This is a genomic window from Micromonospora matsumotoense, assembly GCF_050951065.1.
In the GTDB taxonomy this organism is placed as follows: domain Bacteria; phylum Actinomycetota; class Actinomycetes; order Mycobacteriales; family Micromonosporaceae; genus Micromonospora; species Micromonospora matsumotoensis.
The window spans coordinates 7,333,589-7,346,258 of sequence record NZ_CP192025.1; the positions used below are offsets into that span (position 1 = coordinate 7,333,589).

Below are 12,670 nucleotides of genomic sequence, written 5' to 3' on the forward strand. Positions count from 1 at the left end.
TGGTCGCGACCTGTTCGGCGAGGTACGGTTGCTGCCCGCCGTCACACCGGGTCGGATGACCGGTACGGACGGCGGCGGGCAAGGAGGAACGATGACCCGCCCGGGACTGCCGAAACTCATCGCCACCGACCTCGACGGCACGCTGGTGCGCAGCGACGAGACCGTCTCTGCGTACACCCACGGGGTGCTCGACCGGGTGCGGGCCGCCGGTATCCCGGTGGTCGGTGCCACCGGCCGCGGCCCCCGGTTGAAGGAACTCACCCGCAACGACATCCGGGCCGCCGACTACCTGGTGATGGCCGGGGGTGGCTGCGTGGTGGACCAGAGCGACCCGGCCGGCCCGGTGGTGCTGCGCGACGAGCGGCTGTCCGCCGAGGTGTTGGCCGCGCTGCTGACCGACCTGGAGGCCGCCGTCGGCCCGCTGACCGTCATGGTCGAGGGGTCCGACGAGCACGACGCGCCACTCTGGGGCGACTACCACCCGGCCTGGCCCTACCAGGACCGGTTCGAGGCGCGCACCCGCGCCGAATGTCTCTCCCACGACGTGATCAAGGCATTCGTCCGGACCGCCGACCACCACGTGGACGAGTTGCTGGAGACCGCCCGGCAGTTCGTCGGGCCGGAGGTGGCCAGCCTCACCCAGGCCGGCCTCGGCTTCGTCGAGATCTGCCCGCCGGGGGTGGACAAGGCCAGCGGCCTGACCGTGGTCGCCGACCGGCTCGGCGTCGACCCGGCGGACGTGCTGGTCTTCGGGGACATGCCCAACGACCTGCCGATGTTCGCCTGGGCCGGCTGGTCCCGGGTGGCCGTGTCGAACGCCCACCCGCTGGTGCGGGCCGCCGCCGACGAGGTGACCCTGCGCAACGACGACGACGGGGTGGCGGTCTATCTGGACCGACTACTCTCCCGGTGATGGGAGAGACACCACGGCTGGTCGCCAGCGACATCGACGGCACCCTGCTCGGCGACGACCGACGGCTCAGCGCCCGCACCACGGCGGTGCTGGAGCGGGTCGCCGCGGCGGGCACGCCGGTCGTACTGGTCACCGGCCGCCCGATCCGCTGGCTCCAGATGGTGTACGACCAGCTGTCCGCGCCGTTGCCGGCGATCTGCGCCAACGGCGCGGTGGTGTACGACCCGGACACCGACCAGGTGCTGCGGGCCGATCCGCTCGACCCGCAACTGCTCGCCGAGGTGGCCCGCCGGCTGCGGGCGGCGGTGCCGGAGGTCAGTTTCGCGGTGGAGATCGTGGACAGCCGGGAGATGCGGCACGAGGCGCACTACCCGCTGCGCTGGGACGCCGACCACGAGGCCATCCGGGCCGTCGAGTCGCCGGAGGAGCTGGCCTCGGTGCCGGCGGTGAAGCTGCTGGCCCGGGCCGGCACCCAGGACCCGGACGCCTTCGTGCAGGTGGTGGCGGGGGCGCTGGAGGGGCTGGCCGAGGCGACGCACTCGTCGTACAGCGGGCTGGTGGAGATCTCCGCCGCCGGGGTGACCAAGGCGGCCGGGCTGGCCTGGTACGCGGCCCGGATCGGCGTACGGCAGTCCGACGTGCTCGCCTTCGGTGACATGCCCAACGACGTGCCCATGCTCACCTGGGCGGGGCGGGCGGTGGCGGTGGCCAACGCGCACCCCGCCGTCCTGGAGATCGCCGACGAGGTGACCGGGGCGAACACCGCCGACGGGGTGGCGACGTACCTGGAGAAGGTCTTCGGGGTGGGCTGAGCGGACCGGGGCGTCGCCACGCGGCAACGCCCCGGCGCACGGCTCAGGGTCGGCGGGTGGGGATCAGAGGTACTGGCCGGTGTTGTGGCCCTCACCGCCACCGGGCTGCGGCCCCATCCCGGGGATGCCGGGGATCATCCCGCCGGGGCCACTGGGCAGGGCGGCACGGCCACCGGAACGCATCTGCTCCAACTGCACCCGGGCGGCCATCTGCTGGGCCACCAGGGCCGCCTGGATGCCGTGGAAGAGCCCTTCCAGCCAGCCGACCAGCTGGGCGTGGGCGATCCGCAGCTCCCCCTCGCTGGGGGCCTGGTCCTCGGCGAACGGCAGCGAGAGCCGTTCCAGCTCCTCGCGCAGCTCGGGGGCGAGACCGTCCTTCAGCTCGACGATCGACCGCTCGTGGATCTCCCGCATCCGGTGCCGGCTGGCGTCGTCGAGCGGTGCGGCCTTGACCTCCTCCAGCAGCTGCTTGATCATGCTGCCGATCCGCATCACCTTGGCCGGCTGCTCGACCAGCCGGGTCGGGTCCTCGCCGGCCTCGTCGGTCTGCACGGTGCCGACCGGGCGGCCGTCCGGGCCGACCACCACCACGGTGCCCGAGTGCCCGTCCTCGCGGCCCGGCTCGTCATCTTGTCCAGTCGAGTGCGCTTCGGTCATGGCACCCATCTTTACCCACCCGGTCCCGCCGCACTCGCCCGGACCACCAGCCGCCCGGCCCACCACCACCGACGGACCGCCGGTCGCGCGTTCCCGCTGGTGGCGGGGGACACCGCCGGGCCGTCGACCGCGCTACCGTCGCCGGCATGCCCTCCGACCCGCGGGCCGTGCTCACCCGGCCCGCCCCGCCGCCGGACCTGACCGTGCGCTACGGCGACCAGCCGGAGCAGCTCGTCGACCTGCGCCGGCCGGTCGGGGACGGTCCGGTCCGCCCGCTGGTGGCGGTGCTGCACGGGGGCTTCTGGCGGGCCGGGTACGACCGCACCCACACCGGCCCGCTCGCCGCCACGCTGGCCGACCTGGGGTGGCCGGTGGCCCAGCTGGAATACCGGCGCACCGGTCAGCCGGACGGTGGGTGGCCGAACACCCTCTCCGACGTCCGGGCGGGGGTGACGGCACTGCCCGGGTTGGCGGCGCGCGCCCTGCCGGGGCAGGTCGCCGAGGGGCCGCTGGTGCTGCTGGGGCACTCGGCGGGTGGGCAGCTCGCGTTGCACGTCGCGGCGCACGCCCCACAGGCCGTGGCCGGGGTGCTGGCACTGGCCCCGGTGGCCGACCTCGTCGAGGCGTACCGGCGGGATCTGGATTCGGGTGCGGTGGCCGCGCTGCTCGGCGGCGGTCCGACCGAACACCCGCAGCGGTACGCGGCGGCCGACCCCCGCAGTTCGGTACCGCTGCGGACACGGACAGTGATTTTGCACGGGATGCAGGACCGCCAGGTGCCGATCGCTCTGAGCAGGTCATATGCTGCCACCGCACGAGCCGCCGGAGCCCCGGTCACCCTCGTTGAGCTGCCGGAATGCGAGCACTTCGGGTTGATCGACCCACTCTCGGCGGTCTGGCCACAGGTAAGAGCTGCATTGCAGTCGCTGCTTGAAGATCAAGATTCATTGACGCAGGGCCGCCCACCAGGTAGAACGCCGGAGGGGCGGTGACGCCCGGCAATGCTCCCGGAAGGATTTCGGTGTCGCAGATGAACCGCAGGCGGGCCCTTCAGCTGCTGGCCGCGCTCGGTACCACCGGACTGGCCGCCGCCTGCGGCACGGACGACACCGAGACCCCGGTCGTGGGCAAACCGATCAAGGTCGGGCTGATCCGGCCGGAGAACGGCGACGGCAAGGCGATCGGCGAGGACATCGAGAACGGCTTCCAGCTCTTCCTGGCCATGAACGGACAGCAGCTCGGCGGGCACCCGACGACCGTGGTGACCGTCGACGAGGGTGACAACGCCAAGAGTGGCCAGGCCGCCGTCGACACCCTGCTCGCCCAGAACGTGCTCGCCATGAGCGGCGTGGTCAACTCGACCGTGATGTCCGGCATCCGGGACGCGGTGGAGAAGGCCCGGGTGCCGTTGATCGGGTCCAACGCCTCCCCGCCCAGCCTCCAGAGCGTCGTCTACATCTGGCGGACGTCGTACGTGCTGGACGAGCCGGGCCGCGCGCTCGGGTCCTACCTGCGGCGAACATTGCCCGCCGGCAGCCGGCTCGCCATCGTCGCCCCCGAGGGCACCGCCAGCCAGGACGTGATCAACGGTTTCCGGGACGGCTTCGGCGCCGACGACCCCCGGATCATCGGCGCACCGATCCTCACCACCGCCAACCCCACCCCCGGCGAGGGCGAGTTCACCGCGCAGATCACCGAGGCGCTCAGCCGCCAACCGGACGGCATCTTCTGCTTCTACTCCGGCACCGCGGGTGAGCAGTTCATCCGGCAGCTTCGCCGCAGCCGGTGGTTCGGCGACATCTACGCGCCCGGCTTCCTGACCGAGGGCAACATCCTCACCGACCTGCGCTCGACCCTGGTCAACGCGGACGACAGCCTCAAGGCCGGCACCATCCAGACCTCGCTGAACTACTCGGCCGACCTGAACAACAACGCCAACCGGATCTTCGCCTCGGCGTACCGCAAGACCTACAACGTCTCCCCCACCACCTACGCGATGGCCTCGTACGACGCCGCGCAGGTGCTCGACAAGGCGATCCGGCTGGCCGGCGCGGAGCCCACCCCGCAGCAGGTCAACCTGGCGCTGGGCAAGATCGGCCAGATCGACAGCCCGCGCGGACCGTGGCAGTTCAACCAGCCGCGTACCCCGCAGCAGAAGTGGTACCTGCGCAAGGTGCAGTTCGACGGCCGGCTGCTCTCCAACGTCCTGATCAACGAGATCGCCACCCTCGGCTGAACCGTACCCACGAAGGGCCGACCCCGGACGGGGCCGGCCCTTCCTGATATTCGGCCCGACCTGTGGGCCCTTCACCGTGTCCGGGCCCGACCTGTGGGCCCTTCACCGTGTCCGGGCCCGGTCGGCCTTCACGGTGGCCGGGTCGGTCAGGGGCGCAGCTCCGCGATGCAGCACTTGACGCTGCCGCCGCCCTTCTTCAGCTCGGCGAGTTCCACCGGCAGCGGGGTGTACCCGGCCGCCTTGAGCTTCCCGGCCAGCCGGGTCGCCTCGCTGTTGAGCACCACGTTCGCCCCGTCGCTGACCAGGTTCAGGCCGAAGGCCAGCGCGTCCTCGTCGTCGGCGAGCACCGCGTCCGGGAAGAGCTGGGTGAGCACCCGCTGGCTGGCCGCCGAGAAGGCCCCCGGGAAGTACGCGATGTTGCCGTCGTCGATCGAGGCGAGCGCAGTGTCCAGGTGGTAGAAACGCGGGTCGACCAGGCGCAGCGACACCACCGGGCGGCCCAGCGCCTCCTGTGCCTCGGCGTGCGCCGGCAACTCGGTGCGGAACCCGTGCCCGGCGAGGACCAACCCACCGTGCGCCTCGGGCAGGTAGGCGAAGTCGCCCTCCCCTTCGTTGGTCTCGCTCGGCGCGATGAAGTGCCAGCCGTGCTCCTGGTAGAACGCCCGGTGCGCGGCGGCCTCGGCGGTCCGCTGCGGATGCTTGAACTGCGCGCCGTAGACCGTCCCGTCCACCCCGAAGGCGCCGTTGGCCGCGAAGACCATGTCCGGCAGCCCCGCCTGCGGGGTCAGCACGTGCACCTCGTGGCCGAGCCCGACCAGCGTGTCCCGCAGCCGGTCCCACTGTTTGACCGCCAGCACCTGGTCGACACCGGTGGTGACGTCCATCCACGGATTGATGGCGTACTCCACGGCGAAGTGCTCGGGGGCACACATGAGATATGTCCGCTTTCGCGGGACGCGCTGCTGGTTCACGGTCACCAAGGGTAGGTAGCGTAGAACGTTGGTAACAGCCACAACCATTGCTTCCCCGAGGCGGAACGTTGCAGATAGACGCGGTCGACCAGCGAATCATTGCGTTGCTCGTGGCGGACGCCCGAACCTCGTACGCGGACATCGGTGCCCGGGTGTCACTCTCCGCGCCTGCGGTCAAGCGACGGGTGGACCGACTCCGGGCCACCGGGGTGATCCGGGGCTTCACCGCCGTGGTGGACCCGGCCGCCGTCGGCTGGACCACCGAGGCGTTCGTCGAGCTGTTCTGCGCCGGCCGGACCACGCCCACCCAGCTCGGGGTGGCCGCCCGCCGGCACCCCGAGGTGGTCGGCGCCTACACCGTCTCCGGGGAGGCCGACGCGCTCGTGCACCTGCGCGCCGCCGACATCTCCCACCTGGAGGAGGCGCTGGAGCGGCTCCGGGCGGAGCCGTTCGTCACCTCCACCCGGAGCACCATCGTGCTGTCCCGACTGGTCGAGTCACCCGGCGTCGGTCCGTCCACCCCCTGACCGCCCGTGCCGCCCATGCCGCACCCGGCGACGCGGCCCGCAGCGGCGCAGCGGCGGCGCGGCGCGGTTGTCCGGTGGGCGGTGGGCGGTGGGCAGCACTGTCAGAGGTACATGCCGGTGCGGTGCTCGGTGTCGCCCCGGCTCGGCTTGTCGCCCTCACCGAAGAACCGCTTCCCGCCGAACTCACCGTGCAGCCGGTCGTCCAACTCGTCGGCGAGGCCGGTCATCACCTGCACCGCCAGCATCAGGTGGGTGGCCTGGAAGTTGCGGCCGAAGACCGGGATGGACGCCCAGACGGTGTCGTCGGCGCAGTACAGCCGGCCGATCGGCATCCGGTTGGTCAACTCGGAGAGCTTCACGTACAGCCGCTCGGTCGGCTCGACCTCGGTCAGCACCGGCGAGAAGACGTCGACCAACGGCGGATTGTCGCGGACCCGGACGAAGACCATCGCCGACCCGGCCCGGATGTTGATGTCCCCGTCGGAATCGATCTGGAGGTGTTCGGAGGTCGACTTCAGCATGGTCGACACCACCGTCCGGACCCGTTCGGGCAGGTCGAGGACCTCCTGCTCGCCGCTCTGGGCGTTCGCCGCGGCGGCCAGCGCCTCATCCAGGTCGGCCTCGACGTCCTGGTCGGGGCCGAACTCGCTGCGCGCGGTGCCGAGCGCCTCGATCGGCAACGACTCACCCTCGGCGTCCTGGCTGAGATAGACCAGGAAGGCCGGGTGCGGTGCCCCGTACACGTCCCGCAGGGTGCGGGAGAGCAGCCCGGCCAGCTTGCTGGCGTCGCCGGCCACCCCCTCCAGGCCGAAGTGTTCGCCGGAGCCCGCCACCACGCCGGGCGGCGACCAGCCGAGCGCGATCATGTCGGCCACCGCGGCGCGGTCCAGCCGGAAACCCTGCGGCAGGGTGGCGTTGCCGACCGCCCGCGCGGAGATCCGGCCACCCTCACCGGCGGCCACGCTGATCGAATAGACCGCGTCACCCGTGCCGGAGGCGGTCGGGTCCAGGGTGAGTTCGAGCTGCGCCCCGGTGGGCAGCTCGCGCAGCCGCGCGGCCAGCGCCCGCGCGAACTCCCGCCACGCCTCGGTGACCTTGGCCCGCAGGTCGGCCGTGCTCGGCTCGTCCAGCAGGATCGACTCGTGGTGATCGTGATGCGCCGGCGAGGTGCCGGGCTGATCACCGGTCGGCTTCGAGGGGTGGTCCGCCGTCATGATCGCCTCCGTCCGTCAAGGTCACCCTACCCAGGCGGGCCGGAGAACGAATCCACCGCGACCGGCATCGGACACCGCGCCCGCCGACCCGACCAGCACGCGCCGATCAGGGCACGGCGGGACCGTCGGGGCGTTCTCCGCCCAGCTCGACCGGCCATTCGGCGGCCAGTCCGCTGAGCCGGGCCGCCGCCGCAGCCGGGTCCGCGCCCCGCCCGACCGCCACCCCCAGCAGGTACGCGGTGACCGGCGCGCCCGGCCGCACCACCTGGTGGGCGACGTCCCTGGCCAGGTCCAGCACGGTCGGCACCGACACCTCGGCCGGGTCGAGACCCAACTCGGCGCAGACCGCCGTCACCCAGTCGTCCAGCACGGTCATCGCGTCCACTCCTCCGCCCGGCGTACGTCGGAGTCAGTGTCGCAGTCGAACCACGGTGGCGGGCCGGCAGCGGACCAGGCCAGCTCGCGCACGGTCAGCTCACTCAGGAGTTCCCGCATCGACGCCCCGGCCAGCGCCCCGGCCCGCCGGGCGGCCGTGCGGTCCAGCGCGGCGCGTAACGGCGGCACCCGCCACACCCCGCACAACGGCTGCCGCCGCCCCCGGTCGTCGAGGAGGCAGATGCCGTCCGACGCCCCCGGGCCGGACTCGGCGGCGAGCGCGTCGAGCAGCACGCCGACGGCCGGGCGGGTGAGCAGCGGCAGGTCGGCGGCGAGCAGGGCGACCACCGTCGTACCCGGGTGGAGCAGGGCCAGTCCGGCCGCCGTCGCGGCCACCGGACCACCACCCGCCGGCTCCTCCCGGGTCACCAGCACGTCGGCCGGCAGCGACCCGCCCGGCCCGACCAGCACCCGGGGTACGGCATCGGCGACGGCGGCGAGCACCCGGTCGCGCATCGACCGCCCGTGCACCGGCACCGCCGGCTTGTCCCGCCCGCCCATCCGGCGGGCCGCCCCACCGGCCAGCACCACCGCCGCGTACGCCGTCATCCGGTCACGGTAGCCGCCCGGCCCACCTGTGCGGGGCCGTCGCCGTGCGGTGGATCGGGTGGGCGGGGCAGGATGGCGGGATGGGACGGGCCACTGACCGGCGGAGCGTGCTCCGGATCGACCTCGACGCGGCGGACGACGCCCGGGTGGCGCTGCGCCGGCCGGACACGCTCGCCGTGGAGGAACCGCTGGAGATCCGGGTCGGCCCGGGCGGGCCGGGTCGACGCCGGCCGCTGGCGGTGACCATGCGTACCCCCGGAGACGACCTCGACCTGGCCATCGGCTTCCTGCTGACCGAAGGGCTGATCCGCAGCGACGCCGACGTGCACACCGCCCAGCTCTGCTCCGGGGTGGAGACGCCCAACACGTACAACGTGGTCGACGTGGTGCTCGCCCCCGGCGTGCCGGCACCGGCGACCGACCCGACGCGCAACTTCTACACGACCAGCTCCTGTGGGGTGTGCGGCAAGGCCAGCATCGACGCGGTGCGTACCCGGTCCCGCTTCACCGTCGCGGACGACCCGCTCAGCGTGCCGGCGAAGCTGCTGGCGGAGCTGCCGGACCGGCTGCGGGCGGCGCAGCGCGCCTTCGACCGCACCGGTGGCCTGCACGCGGCGGGCCTGTTCACCCCCGACGGCGAGTTGGTGGTGCTGCGTGAGGACGTCGGCCGGCACAACGCCGTGGACAAGGTGATCGGCTGGGCGGTCCGGCAACGGCGGCTGCCGCTCGCCGGGCACCTGCTGCTGGTGTCCGGCCGGGCGAGCTTCGAACTGACCCAGAAGGCCTGGATGGCCGGGTTGCCGCTGCTGGCGGCGGTCTCCGCGCCGAGCACCCTCGCCGTCGAGCTGGCCGACGAGGCGGGGCTGACCCTGGTGGGTTTCCTGCGCGGCCGGACGATGAACGTCTACACCGGCACGCACCGCGTCACACCCTGAACCGGCCCTGCCTCGGTCGCCGGTGGATTGTGGAGACTTCTTGTCGCCAGGGCCGCAACAACTCTCCACAATCCACCGGCGACCGCTGCCGGTTCCGGCGGCGTCACGTCGACTGGGAGGAGAAGGGTCAGCGGTCCGGCGGGCGGGCCCAGGTGAGGAAGCGGTCGGTCACGTCGATCTGGCGACCGTTGTCGAGCTGCGTCAGGTGTTCGGTCGCCTCCGCCGACAACCTGGCCAGCAGGGCGAGCAGGCCGGGCCGGTCGCCGTCATACCTGGCGAGGAGGGCGAGTTTCGCCTCCCCGCACGGCCACGGGTTCGCATCGACCCGGCACAGCCAGATCGGCCGCAGCGGCGTGTGCCGGCTGGGCAGCGGCCCGGTCACGGCGTCCCCGCCGACCTGCGCTCCCGCCCCCGACCGGCCCGAGTGCCCTGGGGGGCCGTCGCCGCCCGCCGCGAGGTCGTCGCCCCACCCTGCCGGTCCGGCTGCGGCGACATCATCCCGGGTCGTGGTGGCGTCGTCCGTCGCTGCGCGTCGGCCGTCGCGGGCCGTGGGATCGTCGCCCGGCGCTGCGGGGCAGCTGGCCTGGCATCGGGAGTCGTCGGGCCGGGCTGCGGGGTGAGCCGGCGCGCGCCCGCCGGCATGATGAACAGGGTCCGCCGCCGCACCGCGTCGCCGACGGCATTCAGCTGGTACGCGTCGATCCACACCCAACCGTCGTACGTGTGCCAGTCGGTCAGCACCCGGATGACCCGGACGGTGATCGGCCGGATGAACTGCACGCTGGCGGCGCGCGACAGGTGCAGCACCTCTCCCGACCTGACCTCCGGCGCGGTCACCGTGGCCCCTGGTTCCGGCTGACCGCCCACCGGTGCGTCGGCACGATGCCGGTCATCCGCCCCGGCCCCCGGTACGGCGGAACGATCGGCCCGATCGGCCCGGGCACGATCGGGCGCGCGGGCGGCCCGGGGTCCGGCGCGGGCTCGGGGCTGGGCGCGGGCTCCGGGCTGGGCGCGGGCTTCGGACTGGGCGCAGGCTTCGGGCTCTTGTCGGGCTTCGGCTTCTCCCTGGGCACGGTGTCCCCTCTCCGTCGACGTGGAGGAGGGGCCGTCCCGCCCTCCCCCGGGACGGCCCCTCCGGCAGACGCCGTCGCCAGCTCTCGACAACTACCGACTGCGCCGCCCTGGTGACACTCTGATGTGGAGACCATTAGGCTCGAAAGGTGCGACGGGCGTCCGGGCAGAGCTGGACGTGGAGCCGCCGAAGAGGTGGCGGCGTGAATAGTCGATCTTCAGATTGGGGCGCTGTGCATGGCTGACGTACCAGATCCGCTCGCCGATTTCGTCGTTGCCGAGATTCGTCGGGCTCGGGGTGCCGCCGGCATGACGCAGGAGGCGTTCGGACGGGGTGCCGGTTTCAGTGCGTCGCACGTGAGTGCCGTCGAGGGTGGCACGCGGGCCCTGACTCTGGACTTCATCAAGGGGGCCGACCGGGCGCTCAGCACCGGCGGACTCTTCGAGCGCCTGGTGAGCAAGCTCGGCACCCCGTCGTGGTTTCTGCCGTGGCTCGACGCCGAACGCAACGCGACCCAACTCAGGTACTTCGAGCCGAACCTGATCCCCGGCCTGTTGCAAACCGAGGCATACGCCCGCGCGGTGCTGCGGCTCGATCCGCGTCTGACTGATAGCGAAGTGGATCGCCGGGTGGCAGGACGCATTGAACGACAACATGTCCTGGGCCGAGATGACCCACCACAGCTTGTCGCGGTGATTGACGGTAGCGCGGTCCACCGTGCCGGTGAGGGCTTCGAGAAACTGATGGCCGAGCAAATCAACCACCTTGTAGCTTGTGCGGAACGACCGAATATCAGCATCCACGTCGTGCCTGCCGAAGTTGGTCTCTACGCCGGGCTTTCCGGTCCACTGTCGCTCGCGCACATGGGTGACGGCGGCTGGATAGGACACCTCGAAAGCCAGTTGGGCGGCGATGTGGTGAGCCAGCCGGCAGACCTGGCTACGCTCTTCGAACGGTGGGAGAGCATCCGAAACGAGGCGCTGCCACGACGGCAGTCGTTAAATCTGATCATGGGAGTAGCAGGCCAATGGACCTGACTGACGCGCAGTGGCGCAAGTCCACCCGAAGTGGCACCAGCGGTGGAAACTGTGTCGAGGTTGCCGACAATCTTCCCGGTGCGGTCGCGGTCCGCGACTCCAAGGACCCGGACGGGCCGGCCCTGACGTTCGCGTCGCCCTCATGGCGCACGTTCGTCACCGGGTTGGCCGATCGCGCCTGACCGATCTGCCCTGACGAAGCGCCTGCCCCGGGGACTCGGGGCAGGCGCTTCGCGTGGAGGGCCAGCTGGCAGGCCCACACCTGGTTGACCCGCCCTCGGCCGGTGGACCAACGCGGCGGCCGGCCTTCCCGCTCGGCGTTGACCGGGTCGACCTGACAACGTCCCGCCGACAGCCTCATGCCCCTCAGGCATGAATATGACTGCTGGGCATACTCACCTGAGGGAACACATGCCCCGAGCACCCTCACCGAACGTGACCTGCCGTCACCCCTCCCACGTCGGTCCTCTCCGCCGACCGGCTACTGCACCCCCGACCCGCCGCAGCCCGCGCACCGACCCGGCCGCCGCTCGAAGACGCAGTCGACCATCGACGGGAGTGGCCACGAGGGCGGCGCAGAGCACTCCCAGGCCGGCGGGAAGCGCAGGCTGGTGCGCCGAACGTCGGTAGCCACTGATGGCAAGTGTCAGGCAACTCTTGGCACCGCCGGGTGCCGACGTCTGTAGTAGGATCGAACACGAACGCTCTGGGCGCCTTCGGGGCCACCAGAGTTCTGGCTTCAGAATATGAATGGCACCCACCCGGTCGGGTGGGTGCCATTCATATTTCCCGCCCTTACCTCCGCACGCCTGGCGTGCCGGAGGCGGTCCACGCCCTACGCTGTGCTGGCGCGCGACAATCCGGGCACTGGCCCCTGTCTGTGGAGTGGGATGCGTGTCCGAGGCGACAGCACAGCTATTGCGGCAACGGTTCTCTGCCGAACGACTGGGCACCTACCAGGCCGCAGTCGGTGGCGATCTTGACCAGGCGGTGGCGCTGTACGAATGGAACGCCATCATGAGCGGCGCTTTCTGGGTCACGCTGGGCCACGTCGAGGTGCTGATCCGCAACGCCATGCACCAACAGTTGACCGCCTGGTCCACCCGAACCTACCGAGAGCCCCGCTGGTACCTCGATCCTGGTCGCGTCCTGGACTGCTGGACGTGTCCCGCTACCGGGGCCTGGATCGGCTCGCGGTGCCAGGTGCTCACCGTCCTGCAGACCCGGCCCTGGACCATGCGCGCCTCCCACGCGCCGCCGCAACGGCGTGGTCAGCACCGTCCGGCCCGGCGTTGAGCACCCACCGCCCGCG

The 12,670-nt window shown here is 72.0% G+C and carries 15 protein-coding genes and 1 pseudogene; 9 read left to right on the forward strand and 7 right to left on the reverse strand.

Annotation, left to right across the window (positions count from 1 at the left end):
- Window positions 1-91 precede the first annotated feature (91 nt).
- Both ACQP1S_RS31550 and ACQP1S_RS31555 read left to right on the forward strand, forming a co-directional pair.
- Window positions 92-913 carry a Cof-type HAD-IIB family hydrolase gene (locus ACQP1S_RS31550; protein ID WP_432901717.1) on the forward strand — a complete coding sequence of 274 codons (822 nt, stop codon included), beginning with the start codon at window positions 92-94 and terminating at the stop codon, window positions 911-913.
- Window positions 913-1,725, forward strand: a complete 813-nt coding sequence (locus ACQP1S_RS31555) for an HAD family hydrolase (protein ID WP_091248958.1) — start codon at window positions 913-915, stop codon at window positions 1,723-1,725. Before ACQP1S_RS31550 ends, ACQP1S_RS31555 begins: the two co-directional genes overlap by 1 nt.
- Window positions 1,726-1,788: 63 nt before the next feature.
- Here ACQP1S_RS31555 and ACQP1S_RS31560 read toward each other — a convergent pair whose 3' ends face one another.
- Window positions 1,789-2,391, reverse strand: a complete 603-nt coding sequence (locus ACQP1S_RS31560) for a bacterial proteasome activator family protein (RefSeq protein WP_432901719.1) — start codon at window positions 2,389-2,391, stop codon at window positions 1,789-1,791.
- 137 nt (window positions 2,392-2,528) lie between these two features.
- Between ACQP1S_RS31560 and ACQP1S_RS31565 the strand changes: the two genes are divergently transcribed.
- Both ACQP1S_RS31565 and ACQP1S_RS31570 read left to right on the forward strand, forming a co-directional pair.
- Window positions 2,529-3,374, forward strand: coding sequence for an alpha/beta hydrolase family protein (locus tag ACQP1S_RS31565; protein ID WP_432901721.1), 846 nt, complete (start codon window positions 2,529-2,531; stop codon window positions 3,372-3,374).
- 29 nt (window positions 3,375-3,403) lie between these two features.
- Window positions 3,404-4,618, forward strand: coding sequence for an ABC transporter substrate-binding protein (locus ACQP1S_RS31570; RefSeq protein ID WP_432901723.1), 1,215 nt, complete (start codon window positions 3,404-3,406; stop codon window positions 4,616-4,618).
- A gap of 146 nt (window positions 4,619-4,764) precedes the next feature.
- Here the strand turns inward: ACQP1S_RS31570 and ddaH are convergent, their stop codons facing one another.
- Complete coding sequence (ddaH, locus tag ACQP1S_RS31575) at window positions 4,765-5,550, reverse strand: dimethylargininase (protein ID WP_432908478.1); 786 nt, start codon at window positions 5,548-5,550, stop codon at window positions 4,765-4,767.
- A 107-nt stretch (window positions 5,551-5,657) separates the two neighbouring features.
- On the opposite strand from ddaH, the gene ACQP1S_RS31580 reads away from it, so the two are divergent.
- A complete protein-coding gene (locus ACQP1S_RS31580) occupies window positions 5,658-6,116 on the forward strand; it encodes an Lrp/AsnC family transcriptional regulator (RefSeq protein WP_357896463.1) in 459 nt (152 codons plus the stop codon).
- Window positions 6,117-6,217: 101 nt separating this feature from the next.
- Here ACQP1S_RS31580 and ACQP1S_RS31585 read toward each other — a convergent pair whose 3' ends face one another.
- From ACQP1S_RS31585 to mobA, 3 genes are all read right to left on the reverse strand, one after another.
- A complete protein-coding gene (locus ACQP1S_RS31585; RefSeq protein ID WP_091248982.1) occupies window positions 6,218-7,330 on the reverse strand; it encodes a T3SS (YopN, CesT) and YbjN peptide-binding chaperone 1 in 1,113 nt (370 codons plus the stop codon).
- 106 nt (window positions 7,331-7,436) lie between these two features.
- Complete coding sequence (locus ACQP1S_RS31590) at window positions 7,437-7,706, reverse strand: DUF6457 domain-containing protein (RefSeq protein ID WP_432901726.1); 270 nt, start codon at window positions 7,704-7,706, stop codon at window positions 7,437-7,439.
- Entirely contained in the window at window positions 7,703-8,314 is a 612-nt protein-coding gene (gene mobA / locus ACQP1S_RS31595; RefSeq protein ID WP_432901730.1) for a molybdenum cofactor guanylyltransferase, read from the reverse strand. The genes ACQP1S_RS31590 and mobA overlap by 4 nt, the downstream gene beginning before the upstream one ends.
- Before the next feature lie 80 nt (window positions 8,315-8,394).
- Here mobA and fdhD point away from each other — a divergent pair, with 80 nt between their 5' ends.
- Window positions 8,395-9,249 (forward strand): formate dehydrogenase accessory sulfurtransferase FdhD, encoded by an 855-nt coding sequence (gene fdhD, locus ACQP1S_RS31600; RefSeq protein WP_432901732.1) that lies wholly within the window; start codon window positions 8,395-8,397, stop codon window positions 9,247-9,249.
- Window positions 9,250-9,376: 127 nt separating this feature from the next.
- Here fdhD and ACQP1S_RS31605 read toward each other — a convergent pair whose 3' ends face one another.
- Together ACQP1S_RS31605 and ACQP1S_RS31610 are read right to left on the reverse strand one after the other, a co-directional pair.
- Window positions 9,377-9,631 (reverse strand): flavin reductase, encoded by a 255-nt coding sequence (locus ACQP1S_RS31605; RefSeq protein WP_432901735.1) that lies wholly within the window; start codon window positions 9,629-9,631, stop codon window positions 9,377-9,379.
- Between the two features lie 262 nt (window positions 9,632-9,893).
- A pseudogene (locus ACQP1S_RS31610) lies at window positions 9,894-10,086 on the reverse strand (hypothetical protein); the annotation flags it as partial.
- 471 nt (window positions 10,087-10,557) lie between these two features.
- Here ACQP1S_RS31610 and ACQP1S_RS31615 point away from each other — a divergent pair.
- The 3 genes from ACQP1S_RS31615 to ACQP1S_RS31625 all read left to right on the forward strand — a co-directional run bounded on the left by ACQP1S_RS31615 (window position 10,558) and on the right by ACQP1S_RS31625 (window position 12,654).
- Window positions 10,558-11,358 (forward strand): helix-turn-helix domain-containing protein, encoded by an 801-nt coding sequence (locus ACQP1S_RS31615; protein WP_363672489.1) that lies wholly within the window; start codon window positions 10,558-10,560, stop codon window positions 11,356-11,358.
- Entirely contained in the window at window positions 11,349-11,540 is a 192-nt protein-coding gene (locus ACQP1S_RS31620; RefSeq protein ID WP_432901738.1) for a DUF397 domain-containing protein, read from the forward strand. The genes ACQP1S_RS31615 and ACQP1S_RS31620 overlap by 10 nt, the downstream gene beginning before the upstream one ends.
- Window positions 11,541-12,252: 712 nt before the next feature.
- Window positions 12,253-12,654 carry a hypothetical protein gene (locus tag ACQP1S_RS31625; RefSeq protein ID WP_432901740.1) on the forward strand — a complete coding sequence of 134 codons (402 nt, stop codon included), beginning with the start codon at window positions 12,253-12,255 and terminating at the stop codon, window positions 12,652-12,654.
- Window positions 12,655-12,670 lie beyond the last annotated feature (16 nt).

Coding starts and splice junctions, on each gene's coding strand:
- ACQP1S_RS31550 (WP_432901717.1), top strand. CDS start 92: ATGACCCGCCCGGGACTGCCGAAACTCATCGCCACCGACCTCGACGGC.
- ACQP1S_RS31555 (WP_091248958.1), top strand. CDS start 913: ATGGGAGAGACACCACGGCTGGTCGCCAGCGACATCGACGGCACCCTG.
- ACQP1S_RS31560 (WP_432901719.1), bottom strand. CDS start 2,391: ATGGGTGCCATGACCGAAGCGCACTCGACTGGACAAGATGACGAGCCG.
- ACQP1S_RS31565 (WP_432901721.1), top strand. CDS start 2,529: ATGCCCTCCGACCCGCGGGCCGTGCTCACCCGGCCCGCCCCGCCGCCG.
- ddaH (WP_432908478.1), bottom strand. CDS start 5,550: ATGTGTGCCCCCGAGCACTTCGCCGTGGAGTACGCCATCAATCCGTGG.
- ACQP1S_RS31585 (WP_091248982.1), bottom strand. CDS start 7,330: ATGACGGCGGACCACCCCTCGAAGCCGACCGGTGATCAGCCCGGCACC.
- ACQP1S_RS31590 (WP_432901726.1), bottom strand. CDS start 7,706: ATGACCGTGCTGGACGACTGGGTGACGGCGGTCTGCGCCGAGTTGGGT.
- mobA (WP_432901730.1), bottom strand. CDS start 8,314: ATGACGGCGTACGCGGCGGTGGTGCTGGCCGGTGGGGCGGCCCGCCGG.
- fdhD (WP_432901732.1), top strand. CDS start 8,395: ATGGGACGGGCCACTGACCGGCGGAGCGTGCTCCGGATCGACCTCGAC.
- ACQP1S_RS31615 (WP_363672489.1), top strand. CDS start 10,558: ATGGCTGACGTACCAGATCCGCTCGCCGATTTCGTCGTTGCCGAGATT.
- ACQP1S_RS31620 (WP_432901738.1), top strand. CDS start 11,349: ATGGACCTGACTGACGCGCAGTGGCGCAAGTCCACCCGAAGTGGCACC.